The sequence below is a fragment of the Massilia sp. LjRoot122 genome, assembly GCF_964252725.1.
In the GTDB taxonomy this organism is placed as follows: Bacteria; Pseudomonadota; Gammaproteobacteria; order Burkholderiales; family Burkholderiaceae_D; genus Telluria.
Genome location: NZ_CAXUPB020000001.1, coordinates 527,316 through 548,685 on the forward strand (window position 1 = coordinate 527,316; position 21,370 = coordinate 548,685).

A 21,370-nucleotide genomic window follows, 5' to 3' on the forward strand; every position below is an offset into this window, starting at 1 on the left:
TTCAAATAAATACATGAATTGGCCTGACCTATCCCGTATTAGGGATTGCTTGAAGACAGGGTCGTGTCGTAGCGCTTGCCGCCGATGGTGACCTTGTCGAGGGTGATGCCGGTGGCGTTGTGCAGGAACCACGGCTGGGCGCCGTTCTTCGGAGTGCCGAAGTCCGAATCGCTGATGCGCACGCGGGTGATCGGCAGGATCGGGGTACCGGCCGGGCCGTTGAAGCTGGAGGCGACCGGGCCCAGCAGCACGAAGGCCTGGTAGCACGAGAACTTGCCGCTGCCGGTGTCGACATTGCCGGTGCGGATGCCGCGGATGTCGATGTCCGAGACCTGCGGCGGGCGGATGCGCACCGCATCGTCGCCCGGCACGTAGTCGCAGTCGATCGTGATGATCGCGCCGGCGGTCGAGGCCACCGGCTGGGTGATTTCCTTCGCACCGTCGAGCGGCTTGTACAGCATCGGTTCGATCTTGACGCCGTTCGGGATGCTGACGTCGCGCACGTACAGGTGGCGCAGGAAGCCGCCGCGGTTCATGTTGGTCTTGAGGCGGATCGCGGTGTTCAGCGGCTTCTTGGCCCAATGCGTGTTGCGGAACTCGAGCTGCTGGGCGTAGACGTGCTCGATGCCGCCGGCCATCTCGCTGCCGAGGGTCACGCCGCCATGGCCGCTATTCATGATGCAGCGCTGGATCACGATATTGCGCGTCGGCCCATGCTGCGTATCGAGGTTCTTGCCTGCCTTGATCGCGATGCAGTCGTCGCCGTTGTTGAAGGTGCAGTCTTCCACCAGCACGCCGTCGCAGGCTTCCGGGTCGAAGCCGTCGCTGTTCGGGCCCAGGCTTTCCATGTTCACGCCGCGCATCGCCAGGTCACGGCAGTTCACCGGATGGTGCAGCCAGAACGGCGCGGCGTTCACCTGGTAGCCCTGCAGCAGCACCTTGTCGCAGCCGATGAACTCGATCATGCAGGGACGCAGGAAGTGGCCGCGGCCGAACACGCGGCGCGCCACCGGCACCCCGGCTTCCGACAGGGCCGGCAGGTAGCGCGAATCGGTCTGCCAGCCTTCGCCCTGGATCAGGGCGCGCTGCGCCGCCGGCAGCGTCGGCGCCACCTTGTCCAGCGGCGGGTTGGCCGGGTTGGCGGCGATCTCGGTGCGGGTGCGCAGCGGTGTGCCGCGGCCTTTCCAGTCCCACCAGCATTCGTCCGGTTTGTCCTCGAAAGGCACGCCGCCCTGGCCGTTCAGGATGCTGGTCCAGTCGGCGCCGGTGAGCGCGATGTTGGTCTGCTTGTGGGCATAGACCATCGGCGAGTAGTTCAGGCAGTCGTTGCCCTGCCAGCGCGACAGGGTCAGCTTGCCGTTCGGGCCGCAATCGAATTCGCCGTGGCGTGCATAGTGTTCCGGATTGGCCGAGAAATGCACGCGGGCGCCCGCGGCCAGGTGCACGTGCACGTTCGAGCGCAGCACGATCGGGCCGGCGCAATACCAGTCGCCGGCAGGGATCAGGACCCGGCCGCCGCCCTTGGCGTGGCAGGCCGCGATGGCGGCCGTGATCGCCGGGTAGGCGTCGGGCGAGCCGGGGGCAGGCGTGCGCACGGTGCCGTTGACCAGCGAGGCGACCTGTCCCTTGGCCTCGACCATGGTGCAAGGCCTGGCGCCATAGGCGGTGATAGGGAAGTCTTCGTCGCGGAAGCGCAGCGGGGTGGCGAGGCGCGCGATGATGTCATTGGCGCGCTGCCAGGGATCGGCAGCAGTCATCTTGGCACCCGGGATGGCGCAGCCGGCCCCGCCCAACAGCAGGCCGGCGGCAGGAATGGTGCGCAGCAGGGCGCGGCGGCGTGGCTGGAATGTCATCGTCATCTCACTTCCCGGATTTGAGCGTCACGCGCACCGGATTGCCATCGCGCGCAGCGGTATCCTGCGCCAGGCGCTGCCACTGGGCGAGTGTGGTGATGTCGCCGGCGCGGCTCCAGGCGCCGCCGGCGTAGTAGCGCAGCGGCTTGCCGGAAGTGGCCTTGGCCAGGATCAGCTCGTTCAGCTTGTCCTGGGTGAAGCCTTCCGCGCCGGGCAGTACGACCGCGGTGCCGAAGGCGCCATTGCTCTTCTGCTCGATCCACTGCAGCAGCACCGGGCCTTCGCGCTTGACCGTGATGACCGGATCCTGGCCTTTGTCGCTCGGGTTCTTGTTCAGGCCTACCGCAACCGTGATCGGCTCGCTACCCTCGTACTGGAAGATGCTCTCGATGCGGTCGAGCTGACGGCCGGCGTCGACCGTGAAGCGCTTGACCTCACTGACCGGCTTGCCGGCGGCATCCCAGTTTGCATAGTGCAGTTCGAAGACCGCACGCACCGGACCGTTGGCCAGCACCTTCCACGAAGCGTAGTTCACGCTGGTGTAGAGCTGCTTGCCGTCCCACACGCCGGTGCCGCCCGCGCCGCGCGACTTGCCGACCTGGTACATGTCCATGCCCTCACCCTCGTCCTCGTGGTAGTGGTCATGGCCCTTGTTGTACCAGCGGTCGACGATCGGATACGGGACGCGCTTGAACCACAGGTCCAGGCCGCTCGTCACCAGCACTTCCTTGTTCGTGCCGCTAGGTGCGGGTGCGGCCAGGGCCGGACCGTAGGTGCGGTGCGCCACCTTGTCGTTTTCCCAGGCGAAGTCGTCGAGGCGTTCCTGCACGTAGCGGGCATAGGCCTTCTGGGCGAACACCGGCGCCACCGTATCGATCTTCTCGACGGTGAAGCTGGCGCTCTTCTCGCCCGGGGCGAAGCTGTGCTGGAACAGCAGCTCGCCGTAGGCGATGCCTTTACCCTCAGGATCCTTGGACAGCGGCGCCACGTTGGTCACCTGGTAGGGCAGCACGCGGCCCTTGGCGTCCTTCACCGCGATCTTCTGGATCAGCGCGCCGGGCAGGGCGGCATTCACGTCGCTCCAGGGAATCGAGATGGTCTCGGACGGACGTGCGATGGACAGGTCGTGCTGGACGCTTACCGCCAGTTTTTCGGCGGCGTAGGCGTTCAGCGATGCGGCCAGTGCCGCGGCCAGGATCAGTCGTTTCATGGGTTCGCTCGGTGATGGACGCATCATTGCTGATGCTTGTTGTAGTCGGTCTTGCCCCCTTTGGGCACGTAATGATACGTGCGAACCTTGTGCTGGATCTCGAAAGCCGGATTGTTCATCAGCTTGATGATCTCGGCGCCGGCCAGCAGGGTCGGGCCGTAGCCGTGCAGGGCGTCGACGCTGGTCGGGCGGTTGTAGTAATAGACCATGTCGCCGGCCAGGGTGGTGCCGACGCAGGTGCCTTCTACTTCGCCTTTGGCGGTGATGCGGGTCGACACGCCGACCCAGCCGGCCTGCGCGATCGAACCGTAGGTGGTCGGGCTGACCCAGCCCTGGTTGACCGCGTGCGCGATCACGTAGGTGAAGATGGCGCTGGCCGAGGTCTCGAGGTAGGAGTCGTTCCGGTCCAGCATCTGGTGCCACAGGCCGCTGCCCGACTGCAGTTCGGCGATGCCCTTGATCGAAGCGCGCAGCTGCTCCAGCACCCTTGGATAGCCCGGGTGGTCCTTCGGCAGCACGTCGAGCAGGTCGGACATGGCCAGCACCGCCCAGCCGTTGGCGCGCGCCCAGTAGAAGCGCGGCGCGTCCGGGTGGTTGGCGTGCCAGCCGTGGGTGTACAGCTTGTTCTGGGCGTTGAACAGGCGCTTGCTCATGCCCATCACATTGTTGACGGCGTCGTCGAAGTGCTTGCGATCACCCGTCAGGCGGCCCATCTCGGCCAGCAAGGGGATGCTCATGTACATGTCGTCGCCCCACAGCGAGACTGCCTGCGGACGCTTGCGCGCCATGGTGCCGTCGTCGAGGCGGAACTGCTTGTTGATCACCCAGTCGCTGCAGGTGTCGATCATGGGCTTGAGGTCCGGGCCGACCTTGGCCAGGCGCGCGCGGATCAGGGCGGCGCACATCGAGCCGGAATCGTCCAGCGAGTGCGGGTCGAGGAAGCGTATGAAGCTGTTGGCCCGATCGAGGCGGAATTTCTGTTCCTGGGCGCGGAAGTAGGGAAGGGTCTGGGAGAAGAACTGGAAATGGCGCTGGCTCATCGCCGTGAAGCTTTGGTCGCCGGTGGCTTCCGCCGCTCTCAAGAGGCCCGAGTGGACCACGCCCATTTCATATACCTGGATGCCGTAGTCGCCCCTGCTGGGCTCGAAGATCGCGTCGGCGTTCGGCGTCTTCAGGTCAGTGATCTGGTCGCCGGTCTTCTTGTTGATGATCCGGGTCGGCGTCGCCTGATCCATGTAGCCGCGGATCGCCTTGAGCTGGGCCGTCACTTCCGCCACCACCGGCTTCTTGTACGGCACCGGGTAAGTGCCTTCGGAATGGTCCAGCAGGTTCTTGTTGTCGGTGTTGCGGTACTGACCACCCTGGGCCAGGGCGGGGCCGCAGGCGAGGGCGCATCCTAATACAGTGGCAAGCGAAGCTGCCAGCAGGGTCGTCTTCATATGTCTCCGGTGCGCGGATTTGTCCGCTTCGTTCGTCTTACTAGGTATACAGCTGCGGTTTGACTACATTTTGGTCAGGCCATTCTAATTTGGTCGGGCCAAAATCGCAAGGTGGACTAGCCACTGTGCGGACTTGTATGGCATACTGAAAAAGAACCTACCGACCAAGGCACGACCATCATGACCACCCAAGTTCCGCGCACCATCCGCATGCAGGCCAGCGACAACGTCGCCATCGTCGTCAACGACGGCGGACTGCCCGCGGGCACCGTCTTTCCGGACGGTTTGACCCTGCTCGAAGGCGTGCCCCAAGGGCACAAGGTGTCGCTCGTGGACCTGGCGGACGGCGATGCCGTCATCCGCTACGGCGTGACGATCGGCTACGCCAACGGCGCGATCCCGCGCGGCAGCTGGGTATCGGAGCGCGTGCTGCGCATGCCGGCGGCACGCTCGCTCGATGACCTGCCCATCGGTACGCGTGCGGTGGCGGCCGTCCAGGACCTGGAAGGCTTTACCTTCGAAGGTTACCGCAACAAGGACGGTTCGGTCGGCACGCGCAACATCATGGCCATCACCAGCACCGTGCAATGCGTCTCGGGCGTGATCGACTACGCGGTCAAGCGCATCAAGGAAGAGCTGCTGCCGCGCTACCCGAACGTCGAGGACATTGTCGCGCTCGAGCACGTATACGGCTGCGGCGTGGCGATCGACGCCCCGGGCGCCGAGATCCCGATCAAGACCATCCGCAACCTGTCGCGCAACCCGAACTTCGGCGACAGCGTGATGGTCGTGAGCCTGGGCTGCGAAAAGCTGCCGCCGGCGCGCCTGTTCCCGGCCGGCTCCATCCCGATCGGCAATGCCGAACCCTCGGTCGTCACCCTGCAGGACCAGCAGCACGTCGGCTTCATGTCGATGATCGACAACCTGATGCAGACCGCCGAGAAGCACCTGCAGGAACTGAACGCGCGCCAGCGCGTCACCTGCCCGGCGTCCGACCTGGTGGTCGGCGTCCAGTGCGGCGGCAGCGATGCCTTCTCCGGCGTCACCGCCAACCCGGCCGTCGGCTTCGCCACCGACCTGCTGGTGCGCGCCGGCGCCGCCGTGATGTTCTCCGAGGTTACGGAAGTCCGTGACGGCATCGACCAGTTGACCGCGCGCGCCGCGACACCCGAGATCGCCCAGGCGATGGTGCGCGAGATGCAGTGGTACGACGATTACCTGGTGCGCGGCGGCGTCGACCGCAGCGCCAACACCACGCCCGGCAACAAGAAGGGCGGCCTGTCGAACATCGTGGAAAAAGCCATGGGTTCGATCGTCAAGTCGGGCACCACGGCGATTACCGGCGTGCTGTCGCCGGGTGAGAAGCTCCAGCAGAAGGGCCTGATCTACGCCGCCACCCCGGCCAGCGATTTCATCTGCGGCACCCTGCAGATGGCCGCCGGGATGAACGTGCACATCTTCACCACCGGCCGCGGTACCCCCTACGGCCTGGCGGCGGTCCCGGTCATCAAGGTGGCCACCCGCACCGAGCTGGCCAACCGCTGGCATGACCTGATGGACGTGAATGCCGGGCGCATCGCCAGCGGAGAGGCTACTATCGAGGATGTGGGCTGGGAGCTGTTCCGCCTGATCCTCGACGTGGCCAGCGGGCGCAAGACCTGGGCCGAACACTGGAAACTGCATAATGCGCTGGCGCTGTTCAATCCTGCGCCGGTGACCTGAACCAAAATTGCGCTGTTACTGCCGCGTAGGGTGGACGGCTTCGCCGTCCGCGCGTTCGACTAACGCTTGCGTCTCCACATCGCTCGCACTAGTTGAACGCGCGGGCGGGAGACCCGCCCACCCTACGACGGCGCGACGAAATCAAGGAGTTTTGACATGACCGAAGCCGCAAAAGGCAAACCATTCAAACGCATCCTGCTGACCGGCGCCGCCGGCGGCCTCGGCAAGGTGCTACGCGACCGCATCAAGCCCTGGGCGGAAGTCGTGCGCCTGTCCGACGTCGCCGACATGGGCGAAGCGCGCGAGGGCGAGGAAATCGTCCAGTGCGACCTGGCCGACAAGGAAGCGGTTCTGAAACTGCTGGAAGGCGTGGACGCGGTGCTGCACTTCGGCGGCATCTCCACCGAAAAGCCTTTCGAGCCGATCATGCAGGCCAACATCCTCGGCGTGGCCAATCTGTACGAAGCCCTGCACAAGGCGGGCACCAAGCGCGTGATCTTCGCCAGCTCGAACCACGCGATCGGCTACCACCACGTCAACACGGTGCTGGACGCGAACTCGCCGACCCGCCCGGACAGCTACTACGGCCTGTCGAAAGTCTTCGGCGAGCAGATCGCGCGCTATTACTACGACCGCTTCGGCATCGAGACCGTGTGCGTGCGCATCGGCTCGAGCTTCCCCGAACCAGCCAACAAGCGCATGATGAGCACCTGGTTCTCCTACGACGACCTGACCGAACTGCTGCGCTGCTCGCTGTTCGCACCGCGCGTCGGCCACACGATCGTCTACGGCATGTCCGACAACGACAGCGTCTGGTGGGACAACCGCCTGGCCTCGCACCTGGGCTACAAGCCGAAGGACAGCTCCTCGAAATTCGCGCACCTGTTCCCGGATACCTCCGAGTTCCCGGCCAAGGACGACGTCACTACGATGTACCAGGGCGGCAAGTTCCTGCTCGACGGGCCGCAATACTGACCCATGCTCGACCGGCTCACGCTGCGCAACGCCAGCCTGCTGGCAGAGGTCGTGCCCCAGATAGGCGGCGGCCTCGCGCGGCTGGACTGGCTGCGCGGCGATACAGCCCGGCCGCTGCAGCTGTTGCGTGGCCTGCCGCCTGAAGTCACCGACTTGCCGCTGCCCGGGCAGCTGGCCTGCTTCCCTCTGCTGCCCTGGTCGAACCGGATGGCGCCCTCCGGCTTCGCCTTCGAAGGCAAGCGCCACATACCCGCACCCAACCGGGCCGGCGAGCCTTGCCCGATCCATGGCGACGGCTGGCAGCAGCCCTGGCGCGTGGCGGCACACGTCGACACTTCCCTGACCCTGACGCTCGATCGCCGGGATGCCGCGCCTTTCGCCTATACGGCCGAGCTGCGCTATACCCTGGCCGATGACGCATTGGTGGTGGAACTCAGCGTGCGCAACGCGGGGCGCAGCGCGCTGCCTTTCGGACTTGGCCTGCATCCCTGGATGCCCGATCCGCAGGGAGCGCGGCTGGAGGCCGGCGCCAACAGCGTGTGGATGGCCGGACCGGACAAGCTGCCGCTCATGCGCCAGGACATTCCCGCCCACTGGCGCTTCGACAAGCCGTCACCCTTGCCACTGGACGGCGTCGACAACGTATTCGAGGGCTGGCATGGCGCCGCCCGTATCACCTGGCCGGAACGCGGCCTGGCACTGGAGGTACAAGCCGACATGGACTACTTCATCCTTTACGTTCCGCCGGGGCGCGACTTCTTCTGCTTCGAACCGGTGGACCACCCGATCAACGCGCACAAGCTGCCGGGCTACCCGGGCCTGACCGTGCTGGCCCCGGGCGCCACGCTGCGGCGCCGTTGCGTGTTCCGCGGAGAGGCGCTATGAAGCGGCTGACGGTGGGAATGCTGCTGGGCCTTGCCATGACGGCCGCCGCCGCCCAGGCGCCGTACAACGCCGAAACGACTTACCGCAAGCTGGTCCGCGACTATCCCGATATCCGGATCGCCAGCGCCGACATCGCCGCGCCGGTCCAGGTACGCAAGGACCTGGTGTACCTGCAGCGCGGCGACCTGCCGCTGGCGCTCGACCTCTACCTGCCGGGACCGGTCGGAAAACCGGTACCGCTGGTGATCCTGGTGCATGGCGGCGGCTGGGCGAGCGGCCAACGCAGCAACCTGGCGCCGCTCGCTTCCCGGCTCGCCGCGCGAGGCTATGCCGCCGCCACCGTCAGTTACCGCCTGTCCGGACAGGCGCTCTATCCCGCGGCAATCCATGACGTGAAGGAAGCGCTGCGCTGGCTGCGTCAGCATGCCGGCAGCTTCGGCCTCGATCCCGCGCGCGTCGCCATCGCCGGCGGCTCGGCCGGCGGGCAGATCGCCTCGCTGGTCGGCATGACGGAACCGCAAGCGATCCGCGCCGTGGTGAACATCGACGGCCTGTCCGACTTCACGACGGAAGCCGCGCGCAAGCACGAGGACGACCCGAACAAGAAGCCCTCGGCTGCAGGCGCCTGGTTCGGCGGACGCTATGCCGAGAAAGAGGCCCTGTGGCGCGAAGCCTCGCCCATCACCCATGCCGGCAAGGACAGCCCGCCGGTGCTGTTCATCGTCAGCGGCGTGCCGCGCTTCTCGGTGGGACGCGAGGCGATGGCGGCCAGGCTGGCCGCGCATGGCATCCACACCGATACCGTCGCGCTGCCCGGTACCCCGCATTCGTTCTGGCTGTTCGATCCGTGGCTGGCGCCGACCGTCGATGCGATGGCGAACTTCCTCGAGCGCGTGCTCGGCAGTTAGCGCCGGCTCATGCGCTGCCGAACCTCAGCCGGTACCACACGATGCCGATGAGTTCATACATGGCGTACCAGGACCGGCGCAAACCCTCGGCACTGGGCACCCAGGCATGGATACTGCGGGCCTGTCCGCTGAAGAACATGGTCGGCGCATCGACGACTTCGATTCCGGCGCGTTCGAATGCGGCGCGGGAGCGCGCCATGTGCATGGCATCGGTCACCAGCAGGACGCGCCGGATGCCGTCAGCACGCAGCAGCGCGGCGCTGAAGGCCGCGTTTTCGCCGGTGTCGCGGGAGCGCGCCTCGATCCACTTGACGGGCACCCCGAAATCCTCGCGCAACGCCACCGCCATGGCATCGGCCAGTGAGTAGGGCCGCTCGTCCGGCGCCGGGGTGCCGGCGCTGCCGCCGCTGACGAGGATGGGCAGTGCGGTGCGCCGCTGCAGGTGCGCTGCATAGCGCACGCGCGCCAGGGCGGTGTAGTCGGGAATGTCGCGGCCGCCGTATTCGGGGGCGTCACGGAGCCGTCCGGCCGACAGCACCACGATCGCCTGTGCCCCGGCGCGCTCGGGCGAATGCAGCGGCGCGGTCATCCGTTCCAGCGGCCGGATGAACAGGTCGGCCACTGCGGTCGTGGACAGGAGGGCGAGTGCCGCCAGCGCGACGCCGGCGATGCCGCGTCCGGCGCGTGGCCAGCGACGCCGCATCGCCAGTCCCGCGAGGATGAGCAGGAACAGGCTCGTTGGAGGCAGGAACAGGCTGCGCGGGATGGCGTTGATAAGGTCGAGCATGGGGGCGAGGGCCGAAATCGGTAGGAGCAGGTCCGACATCCTAGCCTATCCTGGGCCGCCGCCCCTCACGCTCAGGCTTGCAGGGTCGTGTTATGAACCTTGCCCGCGATGCGCACGTTCGTCAGCCTGACGTTGCGGACGTTGTGGATGAACCAGGGCTGGTCCGCGTTCACCGGCGTGCCGAAATCGCAGTCGGTGATCGTCACGTCGCGGATCGGCAGGATCTGCGCCGGCTTGTCGCCGTTGTAGTCGAAGGCGACGGGGCCGAGCAGCAGCAGGGCCTGGTAGCACGAGCGCGGCCCATCCTTGGTAGCGACGTTGCCGACCCTGACGCCCGAGATGTGGACGTGCTCCACGACCGGCGGGCGGGTGCGTACGTTGTCCGCGTTCGGCGCATAGTCGCAGTCGAAGGTGATCACGGCGCCGGCGCCGGATCCCACCGACTTTGGCTGGATCGGCGAGCCCGGGAGCGGGGTGTAGAACTGCGGCTTCAGGTTCACGCCGTTCGGCATGCTCACGTTGCGCACGTAGAAGTGGCGCAGGAAGCCGCCCCGGTTCATGTTGGTCTTGAGACGGATCGCGGTATTCAGCGGATCCGTGGCCCAGTGCGTATTGCGGAACTCGATGTCCTGCGCGTACACGTGCTGGATCCCGCCCGACATTTCGCTGCCCAGGGTCACGCCGCCGTGGCCGCTGTTCATGACGCAGTTCTGGATCACCACGTTCTGGGTCGGGCCGAACTGGGTATCGAGGTTCTTGCCCGCCTTGATCGCAATGCAGTCGTCGCCGCTGTTGAAGGTGCAGCCGTCCACCAGCACGGTATTGCAGGCTTCCGGATCGAAGCCGTCGCTGTTCGGACCCATGCTGTCCATGTGCACGCCGCGGATCTCCAGCTTGCTGCAGTTGACCGGGTGGTGCTGCCAGAACGGCGACTGGTTCAGCTGGTAGCCCTGCAGCAGCACCCTGGTGCAGCCGATGAATTCGACCATGCAGGGGCGCAGGTAGTGGCCGCGGCCGAACACGCGCTTGGCCACCGGCACGCCGGCTTCCGACAGGGTCGGCAGGTAGGCTTCGTCGGTGCGCCACTTGTCGTTCTTGCCTTCCATGAGCGCCACCTGGGCGTCGTTCAGCTTGGGGGCGAGGGCCCGGATCGAGGCCGGGTTGGCCGGGTTCACGGCAATCTGGGTGCGCTGCAGGTTCGGGCTCTTCCCTGCCACGCCCTTGCGCTTGCCTTTCCAGTCCCACCAGGTCTCGCCATCGGCGCGCGGCACGCCGCCCTGGCCGTCCAGGATGCTGGTCCAGTCTTCGCCGGTGAGGGCGATGTTGGTCTGGCCATAGGCGTAGACCATTGGCGAATAGTTCAGGCAGTCGTTGCTCTGCCAGCGCGAAATCACCAGCTTGCCGCTTGGGCCGCAGTCGTAGTCGCCGTATTTCGCGAAGTCTTCCGGATCGTTGCTGAAGTAGACGTGGGCGCCCTTCGCCAGGTGCACGTTGACGTTCGATTTCAGGACGATCGGACCCTTCACCAGCCAGTTACCGGCCGGGATCACGACCCGGCCGCCACCCGCCGCGCTGCAGGCGGCGATGGCAGCGGCGATCGCGGCATAGCAATCCCTCGCGCCCGGCGCCGGGGTGCTGAGCTTGCCCTCTTCGTGGTCGGCGACATAGCCGGTGACCATGATCGTCTCGCAGGGCTCGGCGCCGTAGGCGGTGATCACGAAGTCGCGCTTGGGAAAGACCAGCGGCTTCCTGAACTGGTCGATGATGCCCTGGGCGCGGGCCCATGGATCGTCCTTGGCGGACGTGCTGGACTTCTTGGCGGCGAGTGCCGGGCCGGCGACCGTCAGGCCGGCCACCGATGCCGATGCGGCGCACAGCAGGGAACGGCGCTGCGGGTTGATCTGTTTGGTGCTCATGTCGTCTCCGGGGATGATTGGATGTGCAGCTTGCCGGCGCCTGCATGGGCGCGGACGTGGGCGGGAACGGCGCCGGCGGGAAGTGCGGTGAAGGGGTAGGGCACGCTCCACGCGGGGGCATCGCGTCCGCAGGGCGCCAGGGGCGCACCGTTCAGCAGCGAGCCGCTGTCGCTGAAGCTGCCGGCGTCGGCGCCGGTGGCGAAAGCGCGTACCGCATCCTGGCAGTTGCGCGCACCGGCGATCTCGAAGGCGTTCGCATGCGAGACGATGCGCGCCTGCCTGGCCACGCCGACGCTGTAGCCGTGGCGGTAGGCCGAATGCTTGCGGTCGCCGACGTGGTAGTTGTTGAACAGGTGGACCTGGCCGAAGCGCACGCGCGGCGCGCGGCCGGCGATGTGTTCGAACAGGTTGTTGTTGAAGGTGACGCGCAGGCGGCCGGCGTCGTCCACCGCCTTGTCACTGGCGCCGACCAGCGTGTTCTTCGTGTGCAGCGCGAAATGGTTGTACGAGACCGTCACGTAGTCGCTGGCTTCGCGGATGTCGAGGGCACCGTCATGGCACTGCCTGGTTTTGCCATTCTCGACCGGGAGCGTGTCGTCCGTGAACGGCGCGTCGGTAAAGCTGTTGTGGTCGACCCAGACATGCTGCGAGCCGACGATCGAGATGGCGTCGAATTCCGCGTTCCAGTTGCCCTCGTCCCCGTCTTGCGGATCCCAGGTCGGCTCGACGTCGCAGGGATTGCGCAGCTTGAGATTGCGGATGATGACCTGCGTGACCTTCGATACCAGCAGGTGGGCGTTGATAAAGCCCGCGCCGGTGCCGAGGCCGACCAGCGTGGTATTGGCCGGCAGGCGTACCAGGCCGCGTTTGGCCTGGTCGGCATGGCTGCTGAAGGGGCGGCCTTCGCTCATGTCGATGACGCCGTCCACCTGGACGATCCGGCTGCCCTGGATGGTCTTGCCCAGTGCGCTGCGCAACTGTGCCGCATTGCTGACGGTCAGGATGTTGGCGGCGGGGGCATCCGCGCCGCCGCGGGTACCGCCTGCCTGTGCGGCCCAGCCGTCCGCCGGCGCCGCCTCGCGGATGGGCGCGGAAGCGGCAAGCGCCGGACCTGCCAGCACGGCCGAGACGATCAGGGCAAAGGGGAGCTTCTTCATGAGGATCGCTTGCGTTGGCTGAATATGCACAGGGCGGACGGTATGCCCGTCCGCCCTGTGTCGGTCACGAACTACGGACGCTTAGAACGTGTAGTCCGCACGCACCGTGAAGGCGCGCCCGATCGGCTTGGCGATGTTCTGCGCAAACACGACACGCGAGGACAGGCGCTGGTTCGACAGCGGCGGATCGGTGTCGAACAGGTTGTTCACGCCGGCGCCGACCTTGAGGTTCTTCGAGAACTTGTAGGTGGTCGACAGGTTGTACACGCGGTAGGGCGCGATCACGTTGTAGAACGGCTGGCCCGGCTGCTGGGTCGGCAGGGCGTTGGTGTCTTCGTAGCTCGACGAGTACTGCTGCGTCAGCTGGGCGAAGAAGGGACCGTAGTTCCAGTTCACGCGCGCCTGGTGCTTCCACTTGAAGATGTAAGTGTTGGCCGAGGTGGAACCGGTGGACAGGGCGCCGATCCGGCCGACGCTGTCGACCCATGGGCTGCCGGCGTCGTTCTGGCCTTCGTACTTGTCGGTGTAGGTGCCGTCCATCGAGAAGCCGAAGCGTCCCCACTTCTGGGTCGGCAGCGAGTAGTTCAGGCTCAGGTCGATGCCCTGGGTCTTCAGACCGCCCATGTTCAGGCGCGTCTTCGTGATGTACTGCAGCGTGCCGTCCGGATTACGCACGAACAGGTCCTGGTAGCGCGCCAGGTTGTCGAAGATGGAATCTTCGTTGATCTGGGCGATCGTGCCCTTCATGTCGATCTTCCAGAAATCGACGGTGGCAACGAAGTTCTTGACCGGTTCGACCACGAAGCCGACGGTGTAGGTCTTCGACTTTTCCGGCTCGAGGTCCGGGTTGGCGCCGGTGAGCGTGGTCAGGCGCGTGTTGCAGACGCGCTCGGCGTCGAGGCCGAGGCCGGCGAAACGCGGATCGGTGGTCAGGGTACCGGAACCGGCCACGTTCGGGGTGGCGCTCGGGCACAGCAGCGGGTCGTCCCAGCTCGAGGTCGACGGGGTCAGCGTGCGCGGGGTGCCGTACAGTTCGGGCAGGGTCGGTGCACGGAAACCGGTGCTGACCGTACCACGCACCATCAGCTGCTTGAGCGGCTGGTAGCGGAAGCTGGCCTTCGGGTTGAAGGTCGAACCGAAGTCGCTGAAATGGTCGCCGCGCACCGCGAAGTTCAGGTTCAGCTGTTTCGTGACGGGCGCATCGAGTTCGGCGTACAGGCCGGCGACACGGCGCGCGCCGCTCGGGTTATTGCCCGGCGCGCCGGAGACCCGCCAGACCACCTCGTCGGCGATCATGCGCGCATCTTCCTCGTAGGTCTCGCGGTGCCAGTCGCCGCCGACGGCCAGGCCGAGGGAGCCGCCCGGCAGGTCCATCAGCGTGCGGCTCAGGTTGAAATCGACACCGTAGTGGCGCACGTCGGCCACGCGGAAGTCCTCGCCGTCGGCCGAGATGCTGTCGAGGTAGGCGCGGCCGGCCGCATCCTGCGCGCCGAACGGGTTCAGGGTGCCATTGGCGACACCGGCGTAGACGGCCGGGGTGCGCACGAAGTTTTCCTTGAAGCCGGTGTCGCGGTGGCTGTATCCATACGATCCGCCGACGCGATAATCCCAACCCTTGATCTGGCCTTCGTCGGCGACGACCAGGCGGCCGTTTTTCTGCACGTCGTGCAGCTTGGCTGCGCCCAGCTCGTCCAGGCTCCAGGTCAGCGCCAGGTCTTCGCCGTTCAGGCCGGCCACGGCCGGCACGCCGCCGCTGCCGCCCGGGTACCACTTGCTGGCCTTGGTGATCATCAGGGGCTTGCGCGACGCGGTCAGGACGTCATAGTTGGTATTCGCGCCGAAGGGCTGCGGCGGGCTGATGGCGTCGATGTAGGAGCGCGACAGGTTCAGTTCCACCGTCAGCACGCCGCCGTCGCCGTGGGCCAGGCTGCCCTTGGTGAACAGGGTGACCTGCTGGTTTTCCGGCAGCAGCTGCGGGTAGATGGTCGGGTCGGTGATGCAGGTCTTGCCGCCGTTGGCATTGGTGCGGGTCGAGGGCACCGTGGTCTGGGGCAGGCCCGGCGCCACGCAGCCGCTTGCGAAATACGGGTTGCCGGTGATGTTGGCCGACTTGCCGTTGCGGTAGATCGTGTAGTTCGCGGGCGATGCCGAGCCGCCCGAGGTGTTCGCGGTGAACGGGTTGCCGCCGAGCGCAGCCAGCTTGACCGGATCCCAGATGTTCGGGCGGTCCTTCTGCATCAGCGATTCGCGGCGCTGGGCGCTGAAGGCGGTGTAGACGTTCCAGCCGTCGGTCGCCAGGTCGCCCTTGCCGGCGACGAGGGTGACGCGCTTCTGGTCGCCGCCGCCGGATTTTTGCGGCTGCACGGTGCTGGCGTGGATGGTCACGTCCTTGACCGATTGCTTGGTGATGAAGTTGACCACGCCGGCGATCGCGTCGGTGCCGTACAGGGCCGAGGCGCCGTCACGCAGCACTTCGACGCGCTCGATGGCGGCCATCGGGATGACGTCGACGTTGACCGAACTGGCGCCCAGCGCCTCGTTCGCCAGGCGGCGGCCATTCAGCAGGACCAGGGTACGGTTGGTGTTCAGGCCGCGCATGTTGATCATGGTGCCGCCGCCGCCGCCGCCAACCGGTTCATTGGTTGCGGCAACGGTCAGGGCCACCGCGACTTCCGTCATCGTGGTCAGGCCCTGGTTGGTCAGCTCTTCGGCCTTGTAGGTGGTCAGCGGCAGGGCGTTCTCGGTGGCGAGGCGCTTGATCGAGGAACCGGTGACTTCGACGCGTTGCATCGGCGCTTCCTGCGCCGCTGCGGTATTCGTCATGGTGAGCACTGCGGCAGCGACTGCCGACAGAAGGAAGCGCGGTTGGGCCAGGCGCGGCCCGGTGATTCTCTGGTGTTTCACTGCATGTCTCCTGCTTAAATCGTCGAGTGCGTCCTGTGTCGTCCTGGATCGCGTGGTCCATGGTCAGCGCTGTGGTTCGCGGGCGGCCTGGTCATTCAGAGGCGCCATGAAGGATATTCAGCGGATGATTGGATGTTGGCGATTCTACTTTGGTCTGACCGCTTTCGCAATCTGGACTTGCCACTTATTTTTATTGGACTGTAAATACGCGCTAACTGGTCGAGCCAATTATTGAAAAAATAATGTTGCGCAGCATGCAGCGGCGCGCTGGACGAGGCAGCGCGCCGTGAGGCGTGGAGAGGGGAGCAGCCGGGACGGCGTCCCGGCGGACGATCAGCCGCGCGAGAAGGTGCGGGTCACGCGGTCGAGGTGGGCGCGCATGGCGGTGCGGGCGCCGGCCACGTCATGCGAGGCGATGGCGGCGAAGATGTTGCGGTGGTCGATCAGGGTCTGCTGGCGCAATTCCTCGGTCTGGAAGTGCTCCTTCAACTTGTGCCAGAGCGAGCCGCGCTGGCTCCACAGGTATTCGATCACGCCGACCATGGCGCTGTTGCCGGTGGCGCGCGCGATCGCCAGGTGGAAGTTGCGGTCGGCCGATTCATTGCCGCTGCGTTCTTCGTGGTGCTGCTCCATCTCTTCGACCGCGCGCAGGATGGCGTCGATGGCCGAATCGCTGGCGTGTTTCGCGGCCAGCGCCGCCACCTCGACCTCGATCAGGCGGCGAGCGGCCAGCACTTCGAAGGGGCCGGGACCGGCGGTCGGTACTTCGGCCTGCGGCCTGGCCTGTTCGCTGACGTAGACCCCCGAGCCGCCGCGCACTTCGACCGTGCCGCCCAGTTCGAGGGCGATCAGGGCTTCGCGCAGCGAGGTGCGGCTGACACCGAGCTTGGTTGCCAGCTCGCGTTCGGCCGGCAGGCGCTCGCCCGGCTGGATGCTCTCGGCGCGGATCAGCTCTTCGATCTTGGCCGAGACCACCCGGTACAGCCGCGGCTCGTTGGCGCTGGTGTCGTTCAGCGCAGCGGTTTTCTTCATCGATGGTCCGTCTGGATAATTGGTGGCCGAAGCCAAACAAGGAATCTTAGTTTGGCGCGGGTGTTGTTGCAAGTGGACCAACCAATTATACGTCAACGGCGACCGTGTTTACGGTTGAGCTATGACGGTCATCCCCATCATCGAGCTCGTCGATCAGCCTGCGCAGTTCCTGGATGTCCGCCTGCGAGAGCTTGCGCCGGCTGCCGAAATGCGCGACCAGCGGCGCGATGCGCCCGCCGAACAGGCGCTGCACCAGGCTTTCGCTCTCGCGCGCCAGCCAGGCTTCGCGCGGCAGGATGGCAGAGTAGAGGAAGCGCCGTCCATCCTTCTGCGCGGCGATCGCGCCTTTCTTGAGCAGGCGGTTGAGCAGGGTCTTGACGGTGGCGGTCTGCCAGTGCTGGCTCTCGGAGAGTGCGACCACGACCTGCTCGGCCACGACCGGGCCGGGAGCGCGCCACAGCACTTCCATGACATGCGACTCGGCGTCGCTGATGTTGATTCCCGACGTATTCGACATGACAGTACCATTTACAGTTGTAATCTCAATCAATGATTACAGCTGTAAACGGCACTGTCAAGCGCGGCGAGACCCTTTATGCGCGGAGGGTCAAGGCTGGGGATTCCAGCCGCGCGCCGCGAACACCGCGGCGCGGCTGGACAGGCGTTCGGCCTGCGCGCGGTCCATCTGGAAGCCGCCGTAGCTGCGCGGCTGTCCGTCCTCCGTCTTGTTCCCGTATTCGCGGAAGCCGCCCTGGACGGGATTCGGCACCGGCTTGCGGTACCAGGCATCCGGGGCGATGTGCGGGCCGACGCTGCAGCCGATGAAGGCCACGTTGTCCCAGGTGTTGGCGGTGCCGGGCGAGCGTGCGAAATAGGTGGCGCCGTCGGGGGGCAGGTTCCCCAGCGGGCCGGGGCCGCGGGTCAGGCGCGAACGCAGGAAGATGAAGCCCGGTTCATCCTTGCCCACGGTGCGCGCCTGCACGATGTAGCCGCCGCTGTCCGGATTGGCGCTGTCGCCGACGGTGCGCAGTTCGCTGTCCTCGAACAGGGCCGCGCGGTTGTTCCCCCAGACGAAATCGACGTTGCCTTCGATGAGCGATTTGTGGAACCAGGCGTAGCCATGCAGCTGCAGCGTGTCCTGCTCGCTAATGAAGTGGGCATTGCGCACCAGCAGGCGCCCTTGGTCGCTGAAGAAGAAGATGGTCTCGGCCTGCGCCGAGTGGCCGTCGCTGCGGCGGGTGCTGTTGTGCAGCGCGATGTCGCGGATCTCCAGCAGGTCGACGTCCTGGGCCAGGAACTGGGCGCGGCCGCCGAGCAGGCCGGCGCTGCCTTCCGGCTGCCCCGTGCCGGAGCCCGGGTTGCGGGTTTCGCTGTTGGCGGCCCGGATGATCGTCGCCTCGCGGCTCTGGCCGCGCAGCGTGACATTGTCCTTGTCGCGCAGGTAGAGCAGCTCCGGGTAGACGCCGTCGCGCACGTTCACCGTGACCGCCTGCTCGCGCGGCAGGGACATGGCGTGGTCGAGCGCGGCCTGCACGGTGCGGAAGTCGGCACGGCCATCGTCGTCCACGGTGACGCTGTCGCCCACCGGCTTGTGCGGGGTGATGCGGAAGGACCAGCGTGCGCCCGCGAAACCCCTGGCGCGTACCAGGCCGGCATCGACCACTGCTTCATAGTCGAGGCCATATTCGAGCGCCTGCGGCATCCGCACGCGCAGTTCCTTGCCCTGCAGCGTGATCGGATGCTGGCGCACCAGGCGCCGGCGTCCCTGCGGACCGAGCGGGGTGATGGCTTCGCCGGGGCGCACCACGGCGACCAGCGCCTTGTCGCGTTTGCGGTAGATGCGCACGCTGCCTTCGCCGCTCAGGGCCGGCTGTTCCGCGAAGACCAGGCGCAGCGGCGTGTCGGGCGGGACGCCGCGCTCGCCATGTGCCGGGTAGGCGGTAGCGGCGGCCGGGAGCGCGGCCGTGGCCGGCGCGGAAAACGGCGCGCCGACGGTGGCCGTGAAGACCGCCTGGGCCCATGGATCATCCAGGCTGCGCACGGTGATGGTGGTGCGGCCGGCCGCGAGCGGCGTGACGCGCAAGGCCCCGCCGGAGACCTCGGCGACGGCGATGCGCGGATCTGCGGCGACGGCGGCAATGCGGGATGCGCCGCCGACGCGGATGGCTTCCGGCGTATCGCCCGCCTGCAGCGCAAGGCGGTCCGCGCCGACGTGTACGGTGACGCGCTCGGGAGGCGTGCCGGCCGGGCCGCCGCGCAAGTCGAGCAGCGTGTTGGCGCCGGCGTCCCAGGAAATCGCCTGCACGGCCGGGAAGGGGGGCGCCACCAGCCAGGTCGCGCGCTCGCCGTCCACCAGCACGTTCAGCAGCTCGCCCTGCGGGCCCGGCTCGGCCGCATAGCGCAGTACCACCGGAACGCCCGGCAGCGAGGCATTGCGGCGCACCTGCTTGATGCGCCTGATCTCGCCGCCGCGCGATTCCAGCAGCTCCACCTGGAACACCTTGCCGCCATCGACCAGCTGCAGGCTCGCGCCCTGCCAGTCGCCGTTCGCATCCTGGCGTGCGCGCAGCAGGAAGGGGCTGCCCGCGGCAGGGACGAAACGTGCCTCGGCATAGCCGTCCGCTTTTTCCTGCATGGGCCGCGGGCCGGCATTGTCGCGCACATGGCGCGCCACCTCGGCCGCCGGCAGGGCGGTGAAGCCGTAGGGCACGCGCCAGCCGGCGTCGCCGCCGTAGGGGCAATCCGCGAGCGCTGCGCCGTTCAGCAGCGAGCCCTGGTCGGTGAAGATGCCCGGGCTCGCACCCGGATCGCGCACGAGCTGCCGGCAGCTGTTCGCACCCGCGATGTCGAAGGCATTGGCACTCGAGATGATGCGCGAGGCGTGGGCCACGCCGACGCTGTAGCCGTGGCCGTAGACCGGGTGCTTGCGGTCGCCGACGTAATAATTGTTCAGCAGGTGGACCTGGCCGTAGCGCACCCGTGGGGCGCGCTCGGCGACGTGTTCGAACAGGTTGCCCTTGAGCGTGATGCGCAGGTGTCCCTGGTCGCCGGTGGCGCGGTCGCTCGAGCCGATCAGGAGGTTTTTTTCGTGGAGCGTGAAGTGGTTGTAGCTGACGCTGACGAAATCCGAGGCCTGGTTGATGTCGAGTGCACCGTCGTGGCATTGCTTCAGCTTGCCGTTCTCGACCGGCTGCCTGTCGTCGGTGGCCGGGGCGTCGGTGAAGCTGTTGTGGTCGATCCAGACGTGGCGCGCGTTCGAGACCGTGATGGCGTCGAACAGGGAGTTCCAGTTACCCTTGGGGCCGTCCTTCGGATCCCAGCGCGGCGCCACGTCGCAGGGATTGCGCAGCGCGAGGTTGCGGATGACCACCTGCGAGACGTTGGCTACCGCCAGGGAGGCGTTGACGAAACCCGCGCCCGGGGCCACGCCGATCAGCGTGGTGTTCGACGGGATGCGCAGCGTGCCGCGTTTGCCCTGGTCTTCGCTGTTGCCATAGGGCCGGCCCTCGCTCATGTCGATGGCCGCCGCCACGCGCACGATGCGCGCCGGCGCCGGCGCCTCCAGCGCCGCCAGCAGCTGCGCACGGTCGCGCACGGTGTACACATGGGCGGGACTGGCCAGCGCGCCGCCGCGGGTGCCGCCTTCTTGCGCGGCCCAGCCGTCGAAGGGTGCATGCTGGCGTTCGGCCGTGGGCATCGGGACCGCGGCCGTCGCGGGCCGGAAGGGCGGCGGCGTGAGCGGCGCGGCCACTGCGCCTGCCGCGGCCAGCCCGGCCAGTGCGAAGGACAGCTTCACTGTGCACCCCGCATCGACGCCGACAGGGCCGGCACCTTGCGCACGAGTTCCTGCGCCACGATGCTGGAGAAGCGTTCGGCGCCGAGCGGGCCGAGGTGGGTGTAATCGAAATTCGAGCCGGTGCGCGCCAGCTTGTCCGCTTCCTGCTGGCCCATGGCCTGCACGGCCGCCAGCGACAGCGCATTCAGGTCGACCAGCGGCGTCCTGGTGCCGCGCGCGATCTCGCGCACCGTGCCGGCCCAGGGGGCGAGGTCGTTGCGCACATAGCCCTCCTTGAAGCTGCGGCGGGTCAGCGGCGTCACCAGCACCGGCACGCCGCCCAGCGCGCGCGCCTCTTCCACGTAGCGCTTCATGTTGGCCGGGAATTCGGTGACGTAGTCGGTGGAGCGACCCGGCTTGCCGGGCTGGTCGTTGTGGCCGAACTGGATCAGCACATAGGTCTTGCGGAAGCCCGCGCCGTCGCGCAGCAGGCCCATGACTTCATCCCAGCGCTTCTCGGCGCGGAAGCTTCCCGAACTGCGGCCGCCGCGCGCCAGGTTGTGGCAGGCCGTCTCCGGCGTGAAGCGCGCGCACAGGGCGTCGCCGTAGCCGGTGGTGCTGGCCATGGTGGAATCGCCGACCAGGATCACGCGGTCGGGCAGGGCCGGCGCGGCGCCGGCCTGGAGGGCGAAGAGCAGGGGGAGGGCAGAGACGAGAGAGCGGGCAAGACGTGGCATGGGCAGACTCCTGGATAATCGTCAGATTCTATTTTGGTCTGGCCAATTTATCAAGCGGCCAGGCCGGGAT

The 21,370-nt window shown here is 67.0% G+C and carries 15 protein-coding genes; 4 read left to right on the top strand and 11 right to left on the bottom strand.

The genetic code is table 11. The annotated features are described in order from the left end of the window. Nucleotides 1-38 precede the first annotated feature (38 nt). Genes ACSQ25_RS02345 through ACSQ25_RS02355 form a run of 3 tightly spaced genes read right to left on the bottom strand, consistent with a single transcriptional unit; the run spans nt 39 to nt 4,502 of the window. Nucleotides 39-1,859 carry a glycoside hydrolase family 28 protein gene (locus ACSQ25_RS02345; protein ID WP_436104106.1) on the bottom strand — a complete coding sequence of 607 codons (1,821 nt, stop codon included), beginning with the start codon at nt 1,857-1,859 and terminating at the stop codon, nt 39-41. A gap of 1 nt (nt 1,860) precedes the next feature. Further along, complete coding sequence (locus tag ACSQ25_RS02350; protein WP_436104107.1) at nt 1,861-3,063, bottom strand: DUF4861 family protein; 1,203 nt, start codon at nt 3,061-3,063, stop codon at nt 1,861-1,863. 23 nt (nt 3,064-3,086) lie between these two features. Beyond that, nucleotides 3,087-4,502 carry a glycoside hydrolase family 88/105 protein gene (locus tag ACSQ25_RS02355; RefSeq protein ID WP_436104108.1) on the bottom strand — a complete coding sequence of 472 codons (1,416 nt, stop codon included), beginning with the start codon at nt 4,500-4,502 and terminating at the stop codon, nt 3,087-3,089. A 180-nt stretch (nt 4,503-4,682) separates the two neighbouring features. On the opposite strand from ACSQ25_RS02355, the gene garD reads away from it, so the two are divergent. The 4 genes from garD (at nt 4,683) to ACSQ25_RS02375 (ending at nt 8,992) form a co-directional block, all read left to right on the top strand. Continuing rightward, nucleotides 4,683-6,224 carry a galactarate dehydratase gene (garD, locus tag ACSQ25_RS02360; RefSeq protein WP_436104109.1) on the top strand — a complete coding sequence of 514 codons (1,542 nt, stop codon included), beginning with the start codon at nt 4,683-4,685 and terminating at the stop codon, nt 6,222-6,224. Between the two features lie 156 nt (nt 6,225-6,380). After that, nucleotides 6,381-7,199, top strand: coding sequence for an NAD-dependent epimerase/dehydratase family protein (locus ACSQ25_RS02365; protein ID WP_436104110.1), 819 nt, complete (start codon nt 6,381-6,383; stop codon nt 7,197-7,199). Nucleotides 7,200-7,202: 3 nt separating this feature from the next. Beyond that, entirely contained in the window at nt 7,203-8,084 is an 882-nt protein-coding gene (locus ACSQ25_RS02370) for an aldose 1-epimerase (protein WP_436104111.1), read from the top strand. Next, nucleotides 8,081-8,992, top strand: a complete 912-nt coding sequence (locus tag ACSQ25_RS02375) for an alpha/beta hydrolase fold domain-containing protein (protein ID WP_436104112.1) — start codon at nt 8,081-8,083, stop codon at nt 8,990-8,992. The genes ACSQ25_RS02370 and ACSQ25_RS02375 overlap by 4 nt, the downstream gene beginning before the upstream one ends. A 7-nt stretch (nt 8,993-8,999) precedes the next feature. Here ACSQ25_RS02375 and ACSQ25_RS02380 read toward each other — a convergent pair whose 3' ends face one another. From ACSQ25_RS02380 to ACSQ25_RS02415, 8 genes are all read right to left on the bottom strand, one after another. Then, nucleotides 9,000-9,695, bottom strand: coding sequence for a YdcF family protein (locus ACSQ25_RS02380; protein ID WP_436104113.1), 696 nt, complete (start codon nt 9,693-9,695; stop codon nt 9,000-9,002). A gap of 155 nt (nt 9,696-9,850) precedes the next feature. Continuing rightward, a complete protein-coding gene (locus ACSQ25_RS02385) occupies nt 9,851-11,695 on the bottom strand; it encodes a glycoside hydrolase family 28 protein (RefSeq protein ID WP_436104114.1) in 1,845 nt (614 codons plus the stop codon). After that, nucleotides 11,692-12,852: a pectate lyase family protein gene (locus ACSQ25_RS02390; RefSeq protein ID WP_436104115.1), complete on the bottom strand. Its 1,161-nt coding sequence runs from the start codon at nt 12,850-12,852 to the stop codon at nt 11,692-11,694. The genes ACSQ25_RS02385 and ACSQ25_RS02390 overlap by 4 nt, the downstream gene beginning before the upstream one ends. An 81-nt stretch (nt 12,853-12,933) precedes the next feature. Next, entirely contained in the window at nt 12,934-15,756 is a 2,823-nt protein-coding gene (locus tag ACSQ25_RS02395; RefSeq protein ID WP_436104116.1) for a TonB-dependent receptor plug domain-containing protein, read from the bottom strand. A gap of 333 nt (nt 15,757-16,089) precedes the next feature. After that, entirely contained in the window at nt 16,090-16,788 is a 699-nt protein-coding gene (locus ACSQ25_RS02400) for a FadR/GntR family transcriptional regulator (protein ID WP_436104117.1), read from the bottom strand. Nucleotides 16,789-16,873: 85 nt separating this feature from the next. Next, nucleotides 16,874-17,305 carry a BlaI/MecI/CopY family transcriptional regulator gene (locus ACSQ25_RS02405; protein ID WP_436104118.1) on the bottom strand — a complete coding sequence of 144 codons (432 nt, stop codon included), beginning with the start codon at nt 17,303-17,305 and terminating at the stop codon, nt 16,874-16,876. A gap of 90 nt (nt 17,306-17,395) precedes the next feature. Continuing rightward, a complete protein-coding gene (locus ACSQ25_RS02410; protein ID WP_436104119.1) occupies nt 17,396-20,584 on the bottom strand; it encodes a pectinesterase family protein in 3,189 nt (1,062 codons plus the stop codon). Beyond that, entirely contained in the window at nt 20,581-21,300 is a 720-nt protein-coding gene (locus ACSQ25_RS02415; protein ID WP_436104120.1) for a rhamnogalacturonan acetylesterase, read from the bottom strand. The genes ACSQ25_RS02410 and ACSQ25_RS02415 overlap by 4 nt, the downstream gene beginning before the upstream one ends. Between the last annotated feature and the right edge of the window lie 70 nt (nt 21,301-21,370).